Annotated in this window: 18 protein-coding genes; 11 read left to right on the top strand and 7 right to left on the bottom strand. The window is 39.5% G+C overall.

What is annotated here, in order from left to right; translation table 11 throughout:
* Positions 1 to 48: 48 nt before the first annotated feature.
* Both BLR42_RS05195 and BLR42_RS05190 read right to left on the bottom strand, forming a co-directional pair.
* Positions 49 to 531, bottom strand: coding sequence for a hypothetical protein (locus BLR42_RS05195; RefSeq protein ID WP_091867183.1), 483 nt, complete (start codon positions 529 to 531; stop codon positions 49 to 51).
* Between the two features lie 59 nt (positions 532 to 590).
* Positions 591 to 1,391 (bottom strand): heparan-alpha-glucosaminide N-acetyltransferase, encoded by an 801-nt coding sequence (locus tag BLR42_RS05190; RefSeq protein WP_091867181.1) that lies wholly within the window; start codon positions 1,389 to 1,391, stop codon positions 591 to 593.
* 757 nt (positions 1,392 to 2,148) lie between these two features.
* Between BLR42_RS05190 and pyk the strand changes: the two genes are divergently transcribed.
* Together pyk and BLR42_RS05180 are read left to right on the top strand one after the other, a co-directional pair.
* Positions 2,149 to 3,564: a pyruvate kinase gene (gene pyk, locus BLR42_RS05185; protein ID WP_091867179.1), complete on the top strand. Its 1,416-nt coding sequence runs from the start codon at positions 2,149 to 2,151 to the stop codon at positions 3,562 to 3,564.
* A complete protein-coding gene (locus BLR42_RS05180; protein WP_091867177.1) occupies positions 3,564 to 4,721 on the top strand; it encodes an N-acetylmuramoyl-L-alanine amidase family protein in 1,158 nt (385 codons plus the stop codon). Before pyk ends, BLR42_RS05180 begins: the two co-directional genes overlap by 1 nt.
* Before the next feature lie 46 nt (positions 4,722 to 4,767).
* Here BLR42_RS05180 and BLR42_RS05175 read toward each other — a convergent pair whose 3' ends face one another.
* The 3 genes from BLR42_RS05175 to BLR42_RS05165 are packed head-to-tail and all read right to left on the bottom strand — an operon-like array spanning position 4,768 to position 6,885.
* Positions 4,768 to 5,283: a DUF308 domain-containing protein gene (locus BLR42_RS05175; RefSeq protein WP_091867174.1), complete on the bottom strand. Its 516-nt coding sequence runs from the start codon at positions 5,281 to 5,283 to the stop codon at positions 4,768 to 4,770.
* Positions 5,280 to 6,392 carry a DUF6765 family protein gene (locus BLR42_RS05170; RefSeq protein WP_091867172.1) on the bottom strand — a complete coding sequence of 371 codons (1,113 nt, stop codon included), beginning with the start codon at positions 6,390 to 6,392 and terminating at the stop codon, positions 5,280 to 5,282. Before BLR42_RS05170 ends, BLR42_RS05175 begins: the two co-directional genes overlap by 4 nt.
* A gap of 1 nt (position 6,393) precedes the next feature.
* Complete coding sequence (locus BLR42_RS05165; protein ID WP_091867170.1) at positions 6,394 to 6,885, bottom strand: hypothetical protein; 492 nt, start codon at positions 6,883 to 6,885, stop codon at positions 6,394 to 6,396.
* Between the two features lie 259 nt (positions 6,886 to 7,144).
* Between BLR42_RS05165 and BLR42_RS05160 the strand changes: the two genes are divergently transcribed.
* The 6 genes from BLR42_RS05160 (at position 7,145) to BLR42_RS05135 (ending at position 17,167) form a co-directional block, all read left to right on the top strand.
* Complete coding sequence (locus BLR42_RS05160; protein WP_091867168.1) at positions 7,145 to 8,707, top strand: BspA family leucine-rich repeat surface protein; 1,563 nt, start codon at positions 7,145 to 7,147, stop codon at positions 8,705 to 8,707.
* A gap of 2 nt (positions 8,708 to 8,709) precedes the next feature.
* Complete coding sequence (locus BLR42_RS05155; RefSeq protein ID WP_091867166.1) at positions 8,710 to 10,329, top strand: BspA family leucine-rich repeat surface protein; 1,620 nt, start codon at positions 8,710 to 8,712, stop codon at positions 10,327 to 10,329.
* Between the two features lie 31 nt (positions 10,330 to 10,360).
* Positions 10,361 to 12,178, top strand: a complete 1,818-nt coding sequence (locus BLR42_RS23490; RefSeq protein WP_091867164.1) for a BspA family leucine-rich repeat surface protein — start codon at positions 10,361 to 10,363, stop codon at positions 12,176 to 12,178.
* Between the two features lie 324 nt (positions 12,179 to 12,502).
* The gene (gene pheS / locus BLR42_RS05145; protein WP_091867292.1) at positions 12,503 to 13,522 is read left to right on the top strand and encodes a phenylalanine--tRNA ligase subunit alpha; all 1,020 of its coding nucleotides are present in this window, start codon (positions 12,503 to 12,505) and stop codon (positions 13,520 to 13,522) included.
* Between the two features lie 25 nt (positions 13,523 to 13,547).
* Positions 13,548 to 15,968, top strand: coding sequence for a phenylalanine--tRNA ligase subunit beta (gene pheT / locus BLR42_RS05140; protein ID WP_091867162.1), 2,421 nt, complete (start codon positions 13,548 to 13,550; stop codon positions 15,966 to 15,968).
* A gap of 173 nt (positions 15,969 to 16,141) precedes the next feature.
* A complete protein-coding gene (locus tag BLR42_RS05135) occupies positions 16,142 to 17,167 on the top strand; it encodes a hypothetical protein (RefSeq protein WP_091867160.1) in 1,026 nt (341 codons plus the stop codon).
* Positions 17,168 to 17,193: 26 nt separating this feature from the next.
* Here BLR42_RS05135 and BLR42_RS23260 read toward each other — a convergent pair whose 3' ends face one another.
* Positions 17,194 to 17,568, bottom strand: a complete 375-nt coding sequence (locus BLR42_RS23260; RefSeq protein ID WP_207648513.1) for a hypothetical protein — start codon at positions 17,566 to 17,568, stop codon at positions 17,194 to 17,196.
* 97 nt (positions 17,569 to 17,665) lie between these two features.
* The gene (locus BLR42_RS22620) at positions 17,666 to 17,803 is read right to left on the bottom strand and encodes a hypothetical protein (RefSeq protein WP_170832639.1); all 138 of its coding nucleotides are present in this window, start codon (positions 17,801 to 17,803) and stop codon (positions 17,666 to 17,668) included.
* A gap of 113 nt (positions 17,804 to 17,916) precedes the next feature.
* Here BLR42_RS22620 and aat point away from each other — a divergent pair, with 113 nt between their 5' ends.
* From aat to BLR42_RS05115, 3 genes are all read left to right on the top strand, one after another.
* Positions 17,917 to 18,585: a leucyl/phenylalanyl-tRNA--protein transferase gene (gene aat, locus BLR42_RS05125; protein WP_091867158.1), complete on the top strand. Its 669-nt coding sequence runs from the start codon at positions 17,917 to 17,919 to the stop codon at positions 18,583 to 18,585.
* 99 nt (positions 18,586 to 18,684) lie between these two features.
* Complete coding sequence (locus tag BLR42_RS05120) at positions 18,685 to 19,062, top strand: DUF1622 domain-containing protein (protein WP_022759805.1); 378 nt, start codon at positions 18,685 to 18,687, stop codon at positions 19,060 to 19,062.
* Positions 19,063 to 19,101: 39 nt separating this feature from the next.
* Positions 19,102 to 19,638 carry a rhomboid family intramembrane serine protease gene (locus BLR42_RS05115; RefSeq protein WP_207648512.1) on the top strand — a complete coding sequence of 179 codons (537 nt, stop codon included), beginning with the start codon at positions 19,102 to 19,104 and terminating at the stop codon, positions 19,636 to 19,638.
* Positions 19,639 to 20,140: the final 502 nt, after the last annotated feature.

Genomic DNA, 20,140 nt, shown 5'->3' with positions numbered 1-20,140 from the left:
AGTAAAAGCTGTGCTTATTCTCACTTTTAACCATGCCTAAAATAATTATCATTTTTTACCATTAAATGGTTTGTTCGCGGCTATATAGCCGTTGCCGGATACACATTTTTGTATATCTTCAAATTTCTTATTATCCTTTACATAAACCTCATAGTTTCGTTCTCCTGTAAGAACAAGTTTTAACTTATTATCACCGGCTCTTGCAATGGACAGATTCCAGTCTTCACCGTCGTGAGTTATTTTAAGATTGATTTCTTCACTCGTCTCGGGCTTATCAAAAGTAAAATAGCCTCTAGTTGATTGGAGAATAGCGCTTAGTGCTGTAAGGTTGTCGCGACTTATCCTGTACTGTCCGTCAACGCCTTCACCAACGCATATATCTGCCTCATTGAAAAGGACAAACATATCTACTTTGAATTTGCGGAGCTTGTTTGACATTATAAGAATAACTGCGATCAATGCAATAGCTCCCACAAAAGCAACGGTAAAACCTATCGCAAACCCCATACCTTTAGTTTTTTCTTTCTTCATACCTTATGTCTCCTCCTAATGATGCAATAATCCCCTCTAAAAAATATATGCTTATTCTATCATAATAGCATCGTAATTCCATATAAAATTGGCTGATGTATCATATATATTAAAAGTGAATGTTTTCCAATCCAGGAAAAAGGCTGTATTTTTATCTGGAAATAGCTCTTGCTAAACCTCTTTTCAAGGATCCCATAGAGGAAATATCCTGTAAGGAAAAGGAAAAACCAGGGCATAATTGAAAAATAATCGGATGAAATAAACCCTTCTTGCATAAATCCGAGATATGTCAGGTGCATATTGGACATTCCGTCGTTAAGTCCTCTTCCGTATAATGCATCAGGAAGAGCCAGTTTAAATATACCAAAATTCAACAATCCGACGTTGATTTTCTTTGTGATTGCAAATAATATGGCAGAAATAAGGAATCCCCATAGCGGATCAAGCGGATACTTTTTTTCTTTTGCATTATCAGTATTATCGAGAATTCCAAGCTTTTTTAACAGAAAAATAACCAGTCCAAGAATAAGCATGGATGAGCCAAGGAGAGTAAGCACACCAATATAAACCGGATCCTCCGGCAGTACTATCAGGGTAACTCCTGTAACGATGAACCCGCATAATGATACGATCAGCCCATTTCTGATTGGCTGTCTTGCAAAGTGCAGACAAAAGCCTGATATCAATATAAAACTCCAGCATATGCTCTGTTGCCACATATATGTTCCAATGGTTCCGTACCATGGCATGCTGAATCCTTTTATAAACTTAAGGTCCCAGCAAAAATGATACAGAATCATACTGATTACTGTTATGCCTCTTATCGTATCTATTGATTCAAGCCGATTTTTGGTCTGCATTTTTTTATTTCCCCCATCGTTTTTCTATTCATCTATGATAACACAGCTTTGGATAACTATGATTAGTTGAATATCAATATTTTGATTATTATTTATCAGATAAGAGGAGTAGTGTATCTTGGGGACAATTGTCTGAAGTATATCATTGGACTCAGGTACATTATTGATCTCAAGTCTTCTGGGATAAGGACCGCTTTATGAGCCTGAATATTTTATAAATTAGCATTATCTTGGTAATGCTTAATTGCACCTGTACCCATAAAAATTAAATATTAAAATATCTTGGTATTGAAAATGGGTTACAGTACCAAGAAATACATGGAATTCGTGAAATTTGGGTGATGAAAAATCGATATCGTACCAAGAAATATGGAATTATATAAAAATCTTGGTATAAAAAAGTTATTACCGAACCAAGATATTTGAAATATATGAAAAATATTGGCTATTATCAATCCTGTTTATACCCAGAAAATGGGTAAATATGATATTTCTTGGTAATACAACGATTTCATCATACCAATAAAATTGTGAATTACTCGATATATTGGCATTGGCCAAGCGCATGTATACCAAGATAACCCTATTTAATAAATAATCTTGGTAGGCAGTAATAAAATTGACGTTAGGGAAAATCTCATAAAAAATAAGAAGTTTTGTAATTTAATTTCTTTATTATAATGGGTAGATAAAAAATATAAGATGTATTATATTTAGGGCATGCGTTTTGAAAATATATTTAATATAGGAGATTTTAATGAGAAAAACCAAAATTGTATGTACTATCGGTCCGGCAAGTGAATCAGAGGAGATGATTGCAGCTCTCTGCAGGGCAGGCATGAATGTTGCGCGTCTCAATTTTTCACACGGAGATCATAAAGAGCAGCTCACAAGAATAAAGAGAATCAAGAAAGTAAGACAGGAGCTTGGACTCCCCATCGCTATTCTTCTTGATACAAAGGGACCGGAGTACAGAATCGGAACCTTTAAGGATGGCAAGGTTAATCTTGAAGAAGGTAAAAAGTTCACCTTTACAACCGAGGATATAAAGGGAGACGACACCATCGTTTCAGTTAGCTATAAAAACCTTGCGAAGGAGCTTTACAAGGGCGACAGAATCCTTTTAAATAATGCACTTTTGGAGTTTAAGGTTCTTAGTACAGACGGCACAAGGATTGAGACAGAGGTTGTAACAGGCGGTGAGCTCTCGGATAAGAAGAGTATGAGCTTCCCCGGAAAACACATCAAGCAGGTTTACCTCTCAGAGCAGGATAAATCAGATATCCTTTTCGGTGTTGAGAATGATGTTGATTTCATCGCATGTTCTTTCGTTTCTGTAAAGCAGGATCTTGTGGATGTTCATAATTTCCTCAAGGCTAACGGCGGGGATGACAAGGTTCAGCTTATTGCGAAAATTGAGAACCAGTCAGGTTATGACAACATTGAAGATATCTGCAAGGAATGTGACGGTATCATGGTTGCGCGAGGCGACATGGGTGTTGAGGTTCCGTTTGAGCAGCTTCCTGCAATCCAGAAGGATCTTATCACTAAGTGCCGTATGCTCGGAAAGCGTGTAATTACTGCTACGGAAATGCTTGAGTCTATGATCCACAATCCGCGTCCCACAAGAGCTGAGACTTCTGACGTTGCAAATGCTGTATATGACGGAACAAGTGCAATCATGCTTTCAGGCGAGACAGCGGCAGGTGCTTATCCTGTTCAGGCGGTTGAAACCATGGCTAAGATTGCAGAGACAACCGAGCAGAATATACATTACAACAAGCGCTTCTACAACTATGATTTCATTATAAAAAGTGATGTGGATGCAATTTCTCATGCGACCTGCGGAATGGCTATAGACCTTGACGCCAAGGCAATCGTTGCCTGCACGCTTTCAGGCCGTACCGCAAGAATGGTTTCAAGATTCCGTTCACCTGTTGATATAATCGGCCTTACTACTAATGAGAAGACTTGGAGATGGCTCTCACTTTCCTGGGCAGTTACACCCAAGATGTGTGATGTGTTCCCGTCAACAGATGTACTTTTCTACAGCGCAAAGAAGGTTGCGATTGAAACCTTTGACCTTAAGGAAGGCGACAAGATAGTTATTACAGGTGGTGTTACAAACGGCGAATCAGGTAACACGAACCTTATCAAGATAGAGGATGTTTAATGAGTAAGAAAGCAAAAAGAGCAATTCCCTTTATAGCTTTAGGGGTAAGCTTTGTGGTGTTATTAACTGTAGTCGTTGCGGTTTTGCTTCGGGATCCCGTAGAGGTAAGAGAAAACTCAGGTGATGGGGCCGATCAGGTTGTAGCACAGACAGAGACTGTAGATGCCGCTGAAAATGCAGCGGAGGATCCCGAGAGTTCAACTGATAATCAGACAGTAACAGAGGAATCTGCCGAAGTGCAGGGTGAAGGCGTAAATACAGAAAATTCTGAGGCAGACAAGGCGCAGGAGCAGACAAGCGCAGAAGAAGTTCAGAGCGAAACAGAAGATCAGGCAACAGCTGAAGAACCTCAAAATGTAAATGAGGAACAGACGAATGAAGCAGATGCTCAAAATTCAGATGATGCTAAGGATGCAGCTCAGGTAGAGTCATCTTCCGAAGATGCTCAGGTTGCAGGCGAGGAGCAGGCAAATGCCGAGGAAGTACAGACTGAAACTGTGGCAGCTCCTGCTGAAACACCTCACACAGGTGGTCACATCGTATGTATCGATCCCGGACATCAGAATGGTGCAATGACGGATAAGGAGCCCAACGGACCCGGTTCAAGCACAATGAAAATGAAGGTTACCGGCGGTACGGCAGGAAAAACCACAGGCCTTGCAGAATATCAGCTAGCTCTTACTATCGGACTTATGCTTAAGGATGAGCTCACAAGACGCGGTTATACTGTTATTATGACAAGAGAATCCAATGATGTAAGGATAACCAATATTGAAAGAGCACAGATAGCAAATAATGCTGGCGCAGAAGCATTTGTAAGAATACATGCAAACGGTTCCGACGATACTTCTGTAAACGGAGCAATGACTATCTGCCAAACTCCTTCAAATCCGTATAATGCGAATATGTATTCTCAGTCAAGAAAGCTTTCGGATTGTGTACTGGATGCATATATTGCTGCGACAGGATTTAAGAAGCAGTATGTTTGGGAGACGGATACCATGACAGGTATCAACTGGGCGACTGTTCCATCAACCATTATCGAGATGGGCTATATGTCCAATCCTACAGACGATACCAATATGGCATCACCTGAGTATCAGCAGAAGATGATGCTTGGTATTGCAAACGGTATAGATAATTATTTTGCACAATAAATAAAAAGTACTGTCAGACTCGATTTACGAGAAGACAGTACTTTTTTTATACATTTTTTCGTAGTGCCCCGACAATATTGAAGAGTGCCGAATATATCAGTCCGAAGGAATATACAATTACAACTATATGAGTATCCTTTATGAAAACAATACAGCAGATTGCAAGGATCATATCAAATATTCCGTGTGCCAGTTTAAGCTTAAAAGATCCGCCATGGCTTCTGTTTTCAAGGGCACGAAGTATTTCCACGAGACCGGTAAAGCTGTGCAATATAACAAGATACAGAATAACATAGATGCGTGGAATATTGTTCAGCGTACAAGTCAGATATCCGAAATCAGTGAAAATTACACCCTTGTACAGCATATACTTGCCGCCTATCATATGACGTGCCATGGTAAAAAAATATATTAGGGTATTTATTCCGTAAATCAAAAGACCGACGCCAAGAATAAGGATAATGTAAGAATATGCATGCTCGGGATATAAAATAAGTGCTACCGCAGCAATGATCATGAATATGGAAAATATGAAGCTTTTGATTTTTTGAATTCTTGTCATATATTATTTCCTTTTAGTTTCTTAGAGGGAAAACCCACCAGGATATTTCCTGATTTTTGAATCTCACTTTTTACCATTATTTTTTGATCTAAAGCAGCGTTCAGAAATTTTCCGAGAAATGTATGTTTCTTTTGCTCAATAAGAGCGCCCCGGTATTCATCCAGATATTTATTTATGTTGAAGTCCTCAATCTCCATGCCTGAGAGTTCCTCTCCGAAAGCTTTCCAGTCCGCGTTGGCGTTAAGCTGGCGCTTTTCGAGAATACCGCGAATCCTTTCTTTGTAATCGGCGATGGCTTCCGTATCATATTTTTCAAGCTCGAAAACATCATTACTTCCGCGGAGATACTTCATTGCATATATCATCTGGCAAAAAGCATTCATATAATCGGAAGGATTGTCTTTAAGTATTTCCGAATAATTTCCCCACATTGGCGTATATTTGTAACGCGCAAAGCTGTAATCCGGAAAATGACCGGCCCTTCCGTGTCCTAGATTCATTATGGAGTTTTCGTTTCCCTGATAAAGGGAATTGGTGTATAGACCTTTTTCAATATCGTCAGGGAGAGTAGCATTGTGCCTGAAACTGATCTGACGCTCAGTAAAACCGTTTCCATCAGGAATAAGCTCATAAAAATCATAGTTTGTATTGTTTATTACAAGGGAAGGAGTGCCTGCAAAATATCTGTGAGCCCAGGTATCGGCAAGGATGTGCATGGCAATGCCCACCGCCTGGAGAGGTTTGTCCTTTGCAAGGTCTATAGTCTTGGAAACCAGTTCTCCGTTGGGGCCGCAGATTAGTCTGTATTTGTTTTTATACCTTTTTGAAGCCCACTTTTTTTCTGCATACAGATCATAGGGCAAAAAATGAAAAGCGGTCCAAATGCCTGTGATTTTCTGTAACCCCAGTATATCGGTGGGCATATCCATGAGCTCAAGATTAAGCTGGGTGGTGGCATACTTATCAGGCACCATTATCCTTGATAGGAAAGCTGCCGTGCATTCATCTACAAACTGGGCACTGTAACAGATATCCATACATTCTTCATGGGTGTAACCCGCAAGAAATGCGGCACAGTAGGTTGCGTAATAATGAAAATCAAGCTGCATATCACATCCTCCCCAGTTGTTTTTTTGTTTTTGCCGAAAGGAAATATGATACGAACATATCGAGAATAGCGAAGCAAAAAGCAACATCAGTTAAGAATGAAGCAATGGTAGTATCATTCGGGTCTGAGCTGGTTTCGATAAAAAATCTATTAAAACCGGAAAAGGTCAGAATCAGTGCAAAAAAAGCCCAAAAAAGGAAAGCTTTCTTGTCCTTTTTTCCACGACCTACAAGAATGGCACAGCCTCCAACATAAAGGTGCCATAAAAGAATCAGGATAATAACAAGGACTAAGATACCTGTTACTATTCCTTTCATAAAAGGAATTTCAGTATTACCGCCGGTAACAAATTCAAAGAAATCAATGTCTCCGAAAGCAATTTCTTCAATAGCCTTTATAATAGTCCAGATACCGAAAATAATAATGCCTACACCACTTACAACAAGACCATTGTTATATTTTCGAAGGCGTCTTTCCAATTCTGTTTTGTCCATTTTTATACCCCTGGTAAGAAAAGTGTAAAATTTAAAATAGGTATTTACCTACTTAATATAATTTTAACTTAGCAATATTCTTTTTACAACGCTCAGAATAATTGTAACTTTTGAATATGTGACAATGGAAGATGATTAAATGATGAAAAAATAATACTAAACAATTTTCATATTGATAAAGGCAGTCAGGAATTGGTAAAATAAAGAACTAAGGAGTGCCTTCTGTTGGCATGAAGAAAGTTAAAAGGGGACATTTTAAATGAAGAGGAAATTGGGGAATCTGTTATTCGTCATCACAGCTCTGCTGTGTTTTTTTGTATTATCCGGAAATTCTTCCATACTATCAAAAGCAGCTGAAACGAAAACTGCAACAGTGAACGGAACTCTTTTGGAAGGAGAGTCTTTCTGTGCTGCAGTTAAGAATCTTGCTAACGGCACAACCTGGATGAAATATGATACTGCAGATAAGAAGGTTACGAAGATAGTTTTTGTATCAAAAACACCTACCGGTCAAAAGAGCAACAAATCTGTCGGTACCGGTGTTACTGCATATTATGATGGGAAAGGCATAATTTCCATTTATAGTTCGGCAGACAAAATCATCTTCCCTGAAGATGCATCAAGGATGTTCTATGATTTTGAGAAACTAATTCAGGTTGATTTTGGAAATGGCAGAGTTAATACTTCAAAGACTCAGAATATGAATTCTATGTTTTGCTATTGCAATAGCCTGGAGAAAGTGAATTTCAACAGTTTTAATACAGCAAATACATCGAATATGAGTCGCATGTTCGGTGTATGTACAAGTCTTAAAGATCTGGATTTAAGCAGTTTTACATCAGATAAATTATATACAACAGAAGCCATGTTTAGTGGCTGCGAGAAGCTTACCAAGGTGACTTTAAAAAATTTCAGCGTTAAGAGTGTATCAACTATGGATTTTATGTTCAGCAATTGTAAAAGCCTTGAGTCCATTGATTTGAGCTGTTTTGGATCTTCCAGCGCTGTTACTGTAGCTGATATGTTTAATTCCTGTGATTCATTAAAGAATATTAATCTATCAAATTTCAGCGCTTACAATATTTATATTGCAGACAGAATGTTTGCAAATTGTCCGAGCCTTGAATATTTGGATATGAGTTGCCTTGATCTGTCAGGTGCAGCAAATACTGATGCAATGCTCTTTGGCTGCTACAACTTAAAAGCGGTTATGACACCTAAGGCTACAAAAGGATTTATGGATTTTCCCACTTTAATGGTTATTGATAATAACATAGACGGAAAGCCGGACGTGGCAGGAACTTACCATAAAAATCCTGTATCAAATTCTATAAACAGAATGATCCCTTTTGATGAAAACACTATGACATATGCACCTGCCTTGGATACTCCTAAGGATGATCCTGTAAGCGAGAATGTTTATGGCGCCAAGGAGATTACGATAAAAGGCATAACTTACCGGTTTAACAGTGATGGCAGCGCAGTTGTAACGAAGATTACCGCGAAAGGAAATGTATCTGTAAATAAGGTTACTTATGAGAAGATGACACATCCGGTAAGAAAAATTGAAGCAGGTGCTTGCAAAGGAAATAAAAAAATAAAATCGTTAAGTATAGGAAAAAACGTAACTATAATTGGAAAGGACGCGTTTAAAGGCTGTAAAAAACTTAAGAAGATTAAATTTGATGCAAATAAATCATTGAAGATTGAAAAAAATGCGTTTAAGAAAATTGCAAAGAAGGCAACAGTTTCTGTAAAGGGTATAAAAGGTAAGAAAAAAGCCAAGCTTGTAAAGACTTTGAAGAAACAGATAGGGGCGTAAGTATGAAAAAATATAAGAATGCATTTTTGATTGTTGCAGGATTTATTCTGATAATCTGTATGTCATCGCTAAAAAGTGAGGCAAGAACATATTCAAACGAAGTCGGAACGATTAATAATTTTAGCAATGTAAAGAATCGATTGGCCGGAAGTATTTCATATTTTGCACCGGGAAACTATCAGTATCTAACCGGGATGAATAATACTGTTAAAAAAATGAAATTCATTACAAATGCTGATGTATCTCCGTATAACGGTATGCCAAGTACCTCTGTTGGAAATGGCGTGACTGCATACTATGACTCAAAAAACGGAATAGTATATATATGCACAACCGCGTCTAAACTTATTTTTGATTCGGCGCAGGCGGTTTTCTCTGAATACAGAGCACTGGAAGAGATTGATTTCTCAGGTGCCAATGTTTGCTTTTATAAAGATGTTGATTCCACAAAAAACATGTTTTATAACTGCAGAAATCTTAAATTCGTTGATCTTAGTACCTGCGATACGTCGAATGTAACCGATATGACTTCAATGTTTGAAGGCTGTGAAAAATTAAAGAGTGTGAAGCTTGGCAACTTCAAAACGTCAAAGGTTACATCTTTCAGACGAATGTTCTACGGATGTGAGAGATTGGAGAACCTGACGCTTCGAAGCTTTGATACATCAAACGCCAGTGACATGAGAGGAATGTTTGGAAAATGCAGAAACCTTAAAGAACTGGATGTTTCAACATTCGATACTTCCGCAGTAATGTATATGGGTTATATGTTTGGACAGTGTAACGGTCTTACAGCTTTGAATCTCAGCTCCTTCGATACCAAGGCAGTATTAAACATGGGATCAATGTTTGAAGGCTGTGAGAATCTTGGGTCATTGGATCTGTCTTCCTTTGATGTGAGCAGTGCGACTTATCTTAATGCGATGTTCTACGGATGTCGCAGCCTTAAGTATCTGAACCTGAGCTCTTTTGAGCTTTCGCAGAATACAATTACAGGTGCGGGATTCCTGAAGGGCTGTAAAGCAATTACTATTCTTGATGCACCGAAGAAGGTTGCAAAAGAGATTGATCTTCCAATCGAATATTATATTGACAATAATAAAGATGGAAATCCTGATACAAAGACAAAATATTCTAAAATGGCGGTTACAAATAAAAGCAACAGATACATATTCTGGGTAGAAAAGCCCGTTGTAGCGCCTAAAAAGACTCCGACTATAACCAAGGTACACTCATTTGGTATCGACTATGATATACATCCGGATGGAAGAGTAGTCGTAACAAAGATAAGTGTCCTGGAAAATGTAGCTATAGATACTGTTAAAGCAAAGGGTGTGAGATACCCCGTAACAGAGATAGCGGATGGCGCATGCAAAGGAAACAAAAATATTCAGACTATAGAAATAGGTTCTTCAGTTAAGTCTATCGGTAACAGTGCATTCTACGGATGCAAAAACCTTAAGAAGGTAACTATAAATGCGAATAATCATTTGCATGTGGGCTCTAATGCATTTAAAAAAATGAGCAGAAAGACCGTGATACAAGTAAAGGGCATCAAGGGAAAGGCAAAGAAACAGCTTGTAAAGACGATTAAAAAGAATACGAATGCTAAGGTAAGATGACCTTTATGAAGGAAATACGGGGAAATAATGTATGAAAAAGATATTTAGATATATGATGTTTGTCTTTGTTGTTTTATTTGCACTTGTTCTTACGCCAAAGACAGCTTTAGCGGCAAGTAAAACTGCAGGACAGCTTTATAATGGGACAACCTTTAATAAAAAAATCAAGAAGATTACGGTTGGCGAAGAGGATAGCAGCTATATTGCCAGTGGTGTTAAGAAAATTATTTTTACAAGAGATAGTAAAACGTATCAGGCATTAAAAAATAGAACAGTAGCTTTACCTAAGGAAACAGTTGGAAGCGGCGCTACTGCTTATTATGATGCAGCGGAAGGTACTGTTTATGTTTACTCAGCAAATCAAATGATTTTTGACACCGACTGCAGTAACATGTTCACCGGCTTTGATAATCTGGAAACTATTACATACGATAAGCTTTCAAGCGTTAATGTAACTAAGGTTTCAAGAATGAAGAATATGTTTGACTTCTGCAAAAAGCTGACCTATTTTGACGCAAAGATGTTCAAGGGAATCAAAGCGACAAATGTATATGGAATGTTTGCAGGATGTCAGTCTTTAAAAAGTATTGATCTTAGCGGGATTGATTTGAGTTCTGTAACAGACTTATCCTACATCTTTGATGGTTGCAGCAATCTTGAATATATAAGCTGGAAAAAATTTGATACATCTAAAGTTACAACGATGAAAGGCGTATATCGCGGCTGTAAGTCGATTAAAACCATAGTCTTTCCTGATTGGTTTACGATGCCAAATGTAACAGATATGATGTTCTGTTTTGATGGCTGCTTAAGTCTTGTGTCTGTTGATTTCGGAAAAATGACCGCAGCAAAAGTAACCAATATGCAGCAGATGTTTGAAGGTTGTACATCCTTAAAGTCGATCACCCTGTCAAAGCTTAATACGAGCAAGGTGAAAGATATGTCATGGATGTTTGCAGGTTGTACAAGCCTTGAATCTGCTGATCTTCATACTTTTAATACATCAAATGTTACCGATATGGGACACATGTTTAAGGGCTGCACAGGCTTGAAAACAGTCAATTTAAGCGGCCTTGATATAAGGAAAGATGAATCGGTTGCTGAAATGTTTTGCGGCTGCAGCTCCTTGGAATCACTGGATTTAAAAGATTTGGACTTTTCTACGGTTTGCAGTAAAACTTATTATGCTGATTTGATTTTAGGGTGCGATAATTTAAAAGTACTTACATCACCTAAAAATGTCACCAAGGCTATACCGCTTAAGGCGACCTTTGCTCTTGATGATAATAAAGATGGCAAGCCGGATACTGCTGAAAAATACAAAGTATTTCCTATATCCAAGACAAGCCACAGATATATCAGGATATCTGATGAGAAGCAGACGGGAGATTACAGCGGATCTCAGGAATACCAAAATGATCCGGTTGTAGAATCCAAGCCTGTCGATAAGAGTGTAAAAGTGGGCAGCAATACCTACATAATTCATCCTGACGGAACTGCTACGGTAACTAAGATCGCAGCTAAAGGAAAAGTAAAAATAGACGAAGTAAAAGCTTTCGGAGCTAAGCACCCTGTAACAAAAATTGCAGATAATGCAGCAAAGGGAAATAAAAAGATTAAGTCCCTTACCATTGGTTCAAAAGTGACATCTATTGGTAAAAACTCATTCAAGGGCTGCAAAAAACTCAAGAAAGTAACAATTAAAGCCAATAAGAATCTTAAGGTTGGAAAAGGTGCTTTCAAAAAACTTCCCAAGAGGGCTGTGATTCATGTCAAAGGAATCAAAGGCCATGCTAAGAAGAAGCTTGTTAAGGCAATAAAGAAGCAAACAAATGCAACTGTTTCTTGACTTTTCATTACATGATAGTTAAACTAGTTTGCAGAGCGTTGAAGATGTGGGGCATGCCCCAAGATGTTCTGTTTTCCATAACAGAGAAACTGGTCGGCGGCTGAGAGCCAGTTTGGTAAAGACAGTTCGGAATTTTCGCATCGGAGCTACAATTTCATTAAGAATTAAGCGTCTGTCATTTGATGACAGGAATCAGGGTGGTACCGCGGATTATATTCGTCCCTTACATCGTTTTTGATGTAAGGGATTTTTTTATTGGTATTTAGAAAAAGTTCCTTAGATAAAACGATATCAGAACTTCATTTTTTAAGGAGGATTCACATGATAAAAGAACAATTGGAAAAAATCAGGGAGAGCGCGCTTAAGCAGATCGGCGAGACAGATGGTCTCGACATGCTTAATGATATTCGTGTTAATTTCCTTGGAAAAAAGGGTGAGCTTACAAGCATCCTTAAGAGCATGAAGGATGTTGCTCCCGAGGACAGACCTAAGGTTGGTCAGATGGTTAACGAGGTTCGTGAGGAGATTGAGAAGAGCCTTGAAGCTACCAAGAAGAAGATGGAAGCAGCTGTTCGTGAAGCTAAGCTTGCCAGCGAAACCATCGATGTAACTCTTCCTGCCAAGAAGAATAACGTAGGACATCGTCATCCCAACGCAATTACACTTGAGGATGTTGAGAACGTATTTATCGGAATGGGCTACGAAGTTGCTGAAGGTCCCGAGGTTGAGAAGGACTACTACAACTTTGAGGCACTCAATATTCCTGCAGATCACCCCGCAAAGGATGAGCAGGATACTTTCTATATCAGCGGAGATCTGCTTCTTCGTACACAGACCTCATCTACACAGGTACATGAGATGGAGAAGGGCAAACTTCCTATTAAGATGATTGCCCCCGGCCGTGTTTTCAGAGCAGACGAAGTAGACGCTACACACAGTCCCAGCTTCCACCAGATCGAGGGACTTGTTATTGATAAGGACATCACATTTGCTGACCTCAAGGGAACACTTGCTGAGTTTGCAAAGGAGATTTTCGGCGAGGATGTTAAGGTTAAGTTCAGACCTCATCACTTCCCGTTCACAGAGCCCTCTGCAGAGATGGACGTAAGCTGCTTCAAGTGCGGCGGTAAGGGCTGCCGTTTCTGTAAGGGTGAAGGCTGGATCGAGATCCTCGGTTGCGGTATGGTTCATCCTCACGTTCTTGAGATGAGCGGAATCGACCCTAACGAGTACACAGGCTTCGCATTCGGACTCGGACTTGAGCGTATCGCAGTTCTTAAATATGAGATAGACGACATGCGTCTTCTGTACGAGAACGACATTCGATTCTTAGAACAGTTTTAACTTAAATAGAAAGTGAGGTTGCGCAATGGACGCAAATTTATCATGGATTAAAGCATACGTACCGGATTTAAACGCAAGTGATCAGGAGATCCTCGATGCACTTACACTTTCCGGAACAAAGGGCGAGGGATTCCATCGCCTTGATAAAAACTTAGAGAAAATCGTAGTTGGTCAGATCGACAAGATCGAGCAGCACCCTGATGCTGACAAGCTTGTAATCTGCCAGGTTAATATCGGATCCGAGGAGATTCAGATCGTTACCGGCGCAAAGAACATGAAGGAAGGGGACAAGGTTCCCGTAGTTCTTGATGGCGGAAGAGTTGCCGGAGGACATGACGGAAGCCCGAATCCCGAGGAAGGTATCAAGATAAAAGCAGGTAAGCTTCGCGGAGTTCCCAGTGCGGGCATGATGTGCTCAATTGAAGAGCTTGGTTCAAGCAAGGATTATTATCCTAACGCTCCCGAGGACGGACTTTATATCCTTCCCGAGGACACAGAGGTTGGAGCAGATGCTGTGGAAGTTCTCGGACTTCACGACACAGTATTCGAGTTCGAAGTAACAAGTAACCGTGTAGACTGCTACAGCATCCTCGGTATTGCAAGAGAGGCAGCTGCTACATTTAAGCTTCCTTTCAAGGCTCCTGTTGTTAAGGTTGAGGAGACATCTGAGAAGGCTTCTGATTACATTTCAGTAGAAATTAAGGATGCAGACCTTTGCTCACGTTACTGCGCAAGAGTTTGTACAGACATCAAGGTTGGTCCTTCACCCGAATGGATGCAGAGAAGACTTGCTGCAAATGGTGTAAGACCTATCAACAACATCGTTGATATCACAAACTATGTAATGCTCGAGTATGGTCAGCCCATGCACGCATTTGATCTTTCAACAATTGCAGGAAACAAGATCGTAGTAAAGCGCGCTAAGGACGGCGAGAAGTTCATAACACTTGACGGACAGGAGAGAAATCTCGACAGCGAAGTTGTCATGATCTGCGATGGCGAGAAGGAAGTTGCAATCGGCGGTATCATGGGTGGCGAGAACTCTATGATCACAGAGGACGCTAAGACAGTTCTCTTCGAGGCTGCTACATTTAACGGACCCAACATCCGTAAGAGTGCAAAGAGAATCGGACTTCGTACAGATGCATCAGGCTTCTTTGAAAAAGGTCTTGATCCCAACAATGCTGAGGACGCAATCAACCGCGCATGCCAGCTTGTAAATATTCTTGGCTGCGGTAAGGTTACAGCCGGAATTGTTGAGGCTAAGTCACCTATCAAGGAGCTTAACAGAATCAAGTTTGAGCCCGACAGAATAAATGCACTTCTCGGAACAGATATCGACAGACAGACAATGCTTGATATCTTCGCAAGAGAAGAACTCGTATATGATGAAAAAACAAATGAGATCGTTGTTCCCAGCTTCAGACAGGATCTCATCGGTATGTGTGATATTGCAGAGGAAGTTGCAAGATTCTATGGCTATGACAAGATTCCTTCAACTCTTCCTAAGAACGCACCTACAACAGGTAAGCTTACTTTCAAGATGACAGTTGAGAAGACAGCACGCGAAGTTGCTCAGTTTTGCGGATTCTCACAGGCATACGGCTATTCCTTCGAGAGCCCCAAGGTATTTGATAAGCTTCTTTTACCTGAGAATGCTCCTGAGAGAAATGCGATTAAGATTTCCAACCCGCTTGGTGAGGATTTCTCAATCATGAGAACAATCCCGCTTAACGTTATCCTTACAAGCCTTGCTACAAATTACAAGCGCAGAAACAAGGATGTTAAGCTCTATGAGATAGCTAATATCTATATTGCAAAAGAGCTTCCGCTCAAGGAACTTCCTGATGAGAGATCACAGTTTGTTCTCGGATTCTATGGAGATGGCGACTTCTTTACAATGAAGGGCGCTGTTGAAGAGTTCCTTGGCCAGATCGGCATGGCAGATGACCTCGAATATGATGCTAAGGCAGGTAAGCCTTTCCTTCATCCCGGACGTCAGGCTCTTATAAACTTCAAGGGCGAGACTATCGGATATCTCGGAGAGGTTCATCCTGAGGTACTTGACAACTACGGAATCGGAACAAGAGCATATATCGCAGTTCTTGACCTTCCTTCAGTTGTTCCGCATGCAAGCTACATGCGCGTATACACAGGCATTGCAAAATTCCCTGCTGTAACCCGTGATATCAGTATGGTTGTTCCTACAGCTGTAACAGCCGGTGACATCGAGAAGATGATCAAGCAGCGCGGTGGTAAGAAGCTTGAGAAACTCGAACTTTTCGACATCTATGAAGGTTCACAGATTGAGAAGGGCTTCAAGTCTATGGCTTACTCACTTGCCTTCAGAGACAAGGAAAAGACCCTTGCAGACGATGAAATAAACGCAGCTATGAAGAAGATTCTTAATGGCCTTGAAAGCCTTAACATCTCACTTAGAAGCTAATATTATTTTCTAAAAAATGATGGAAGCCTTCCCTCAGATAAATGGGTGGAAGGCTTCTTTATGCCCATAATCTATTTTCAGTAATTTTTTTGATACCGGATGCAACATATTTGCCTCCAAATCTGTATATAGTATAGAACCTCAAAAACGCAGATTTATTCGGAGGATTTATTATGAAAAAGAATATTATCGCAGTTGTATTAGGACTTATACTTGCATCCGGTTTGTTCGTAGGTGCCGGAAAATATATTGCTTATTCTCGTAGACTGGTACCTGCTGAGCCTATGGCTCAAGAAAGCGAAACAGAGCTAAAATACAGTGAAAATAGCAATTCCTACGGGGCAACGGATAAAAAAGAATTTGATAAGAAGCTTGTTGAGTTTATAGAAGAGAATGGGTACGAAAACAAGAACTACATGATATCGCCTACATCTCTCAGAGCAGCACTTGGAATAGCAAATATTGTCACTTCAAAAATGATGGAAAGATATGTTGAGGTTCCGGCTTACATAACTGATGTAAGCTTCAGACATTCGCACATACGTCATTATAATGTGAAATATTACTATACACTTCATTATAGTTATGAAGGGCAGGAGTATGAAGTCGAAAAGGTAAGTAGAATGGCTCCTAACGAGAATCTTGATAGGGCATGGCTTGATCCTGTATATATGAAAAATGTGGAAATTGTTAGTAAAGAGAAGCATGTTATATACGGATTTGTGCTCCTGGCTGTTTCCGCGATATTTGGATTTATAACAGTATTTATAACAATTTTAAGAAAGAAAATATCCAAGATAAAGCAGGAAAAGCAGAACTATCAAAATTATCAGAATGATCAAGTCTATAATATGTTCTCAAGAAAATATATGAACGAACAGATTAGATCCATAAACTATGGTAAGTTTCCGATAGGACCAATTATTTCTGGTATTTATGCAGCTGTATTTGCATTTTTGGGAGCGATTACATCCATTCTCGGTGCTGTATTTACAAAAAATCCGAGCGGGGCACGAATACAAATAAACGGAAGACTTTTGCAGGGACAGGAATCAATCGATACAGCTATGAAGTGGGGAAAGGTACTTCTTAGAGTTGGAAGTGTTGCATTCGTTGTGGCTTTCATAATGATTGTACTAACAGTTATATTATTTACACGTTATAATAATGAGATGAGATATCAGCGAGACGCAATATAAAAGACAAAGACAAAGTAAGCGAATGATTATTCATCATTGCGCTTACTTTGTTTTTTAGAATAATATTTTTTGACATATTTATAGATGGAATTTTTATGATCATCTGAGAGATTATCGTATGTTTCTATAATAAACGAAAGCTTTGGATCCTCAGAGTTAATCATATATTCAGGAGCGGAAGAGGGTTCGGTATTTGTAGAAGCACTATTGTTTGAAGTGTCTATGAAGGCTTCCATGAATTGTGTTAGTGCAGCGGCTTGAGATATGCCGGATTTTGAGCAAGCTTCTTTAAAGTTGTCGGTAAGATCTTTTTTTAACTTATAACCTTTTGTAATATAGCCGACCTTCTCCTGATAGCGCTGAGACCATATTGTTTGATTTTTTGGGTTACCTACAGGCATATTGTAATAACCTCCTATAATTGTTATAATAAAACTAATCTGAGTGGAGCGATGCGAGAAGTTTTGGGCTCGCCCCACTCGTCGCCTTAATTAAGAATTACTTTTTTTCAGGTTCTGTGATTAGTTCTTGAAGATACGCCAAAATTTTTTCTTTTGGCGTATCTTCTTCAATTAGCTTGATAATCATTTTGATGATGCCGATGAACATATAGTTAGTCATTTCTTCATTCTCCATGATATTTCGCTCCTTTCTCGCTTGACCCACGACTATTATATGATAACATAAGGTGCACCATATGTAAATGTGCTTTATATGCGACCTTTCGGCTTTTTATGAAAGAGGCCTCTATGACTGTATACAGACTTGATAGTAAAAAAATCATGTTTCCGGATCCCCGGCTTGCAGAAGATGACGGTCTTCTTGCAATAGGCGGGGATCTTTCTATGGACAGGCTTATTCTGGCCTACAGCAATGGAATCTTTCCGTGGTATACGGAGGGTGAACCGATATTGTGGTGGGCTCCCAAGGAACGCTTTATTATCAGGCCTGCTAACATTCATGTGTCTCATTCAATGAGAAAGTTTTTCAGAAAGCATGAGATATCAATACGGATAAACCGCGATTTTGCTGATACGATGCATAGATGCAGAATCAAGAGGGAGTTCACGGAAGAGGGAACATGGATAACCGATGACATGGAGACAGCTTATAAGAGGCTCTTTGACAATGGCTTTGCGCTGAGCGTGGAATCTTTTATTGATGGAGAACTTGCAGGCGGTCTGTATGGAGTAAGTCTTGGCAGATGCTTTTTCGGTGAGAGTATGTTTTCTGAGATGGAAAACGGGTCAAAAATTGCACTTATACTGTTCTCAAAGGTACTTGAAGAAAATGACTATGTAATGATTGATTGCCAGTTTGAGACAGAGCATCTAAAGAGCATGGGTGGGGAGATGATCAGCTTTGATGAGTATAGGGCACTCCTTGTGGAGGGCTTTGACCGAAAAGTGAAACAATAGGATTTTTTGATAATTTATTATTTTTTTGTCAACTATTATTCATATGTGATGTTATAATTTTAGCAGAAGATGTCGGCATTTTAGGGGAGAATAATCTGTATGGAAGAATTATACCTTAGCGCTGAAAACCTGCTTCGTTACATAGTTGAATTTTCAACCTTATTATTGGAATTCTTTGGCATATGCATTCTTGTATATACCGGCTTAAAAAGCTTTTATCTCTGGATAAAAAAGGATGGCTCAATTAGACTGGAGCTAGCACAGGGAATTGCACTTGCGCTTGAATTTAAGCTTGGCGGCGAGGTTCTGAGAACAGTTGTTGTCAGGGAATGGGCAGAACTCGGCATTCTCGGCGCTATCATTGCGCTCAGGGCAACGCTGACCTTCCTTATCCATTGGGAAATTAAAAACGAGGAGAAGGCTTTGCAACCTACGCTCAAGGAAAGTCTTGAAAGTAAGGAAGAGCATAAAGTCTGACTTCATCTTATGAACACTTTTAATCTAATGACATATCCCGTGACTTACGGGTTAATCGCAATTAACATAATCATTTTCATTTTAATAAATCGTAAGGTATTAAGCGTAGGGCAGCTTGGCTCATCCTATATTCAGACGCTCCAGGAGAAGGAGTTCTACAGGATTGCTACAAGCGCCTTTACTCAGAAGGAATTCCTGCACCTTGCCTGCAATATGTATTCTCTTTATAACATCGGACGTGTGCTGGAAGATGCACTGAAGTCCGATGTCTTTGCTATATGCTATTTCACTATCATGATCGTGGGCGGCGCGATTTCCGCAAGACTTCACAAAAAGGGCTCGCCCTTTACTCTCAGCATCGGAGCCTCCGGCGTTATCTGCGGCCTCATCGGGATTTACATGGTAATTGCATTTTCTGTCTGGGGATTTTCCGCCTTAACCTCCATGATTCCAACAATTGTTATTCTTGCTCTTATGACCACTTCCAAGAAAATTGATTCCATCGGCCATTTCACAGGCCTTCTCTGCGGCATTCTTGGAGGAATTGTGTTAGTGAATATCTATCATTTCGGATGAGCTTTCTCATGTTTTTCTGATTACCTTTAAGTGCCTGCTTTGTTGGAAAAAGGTAAATGTGGGCTTTGGATTTTTTATGGAAACAACAAGTTCTAACACTAATTCTTGATTTGTTGTTCGACCTTTCGCCAGGCACAATAAAAGTGAGTATTTCCTTCTGATTTGTTGTTAGGCATTTCTCCAAGAACAATAAAAATGTAATTTCCTTCTGATTTGTTGTTTGGCTTTTTTCTGGGAACAACAAATGTGACTATATCATCCTGGTTTGTTGTTTGACCTTTTTCTAAGCACAATAAATTTTGATAATGCTACTTGAATTGTTGTTTGAGCCTTTCCTCAGGTACAATAAAAATCGGTATTTCTTGTTTATTTATTGCATATGAAATTTGTTGTCACTAACTTGAAGAAGTTCTTGATAAAACCAAATATATTTAGTAGCTGATTAGTCGCAGAGAACTTGAATGCTGCGGAATATATACTGTGTTAGTGTTGGCACATTATT

This window comes from Butyrivibrio sp. INlla16, from assembly GCF_900104155.1.
In the GTDB taxonomy this organism is placed as follows: domain Bacteria; phylum Bacillota; class Clostridia; order Lachnospirales; family Lachnospiraceae; genus Butyrivibrio.
This window is presented reverse-complemented; position numbering and strand designations above follow the sequence as displayed.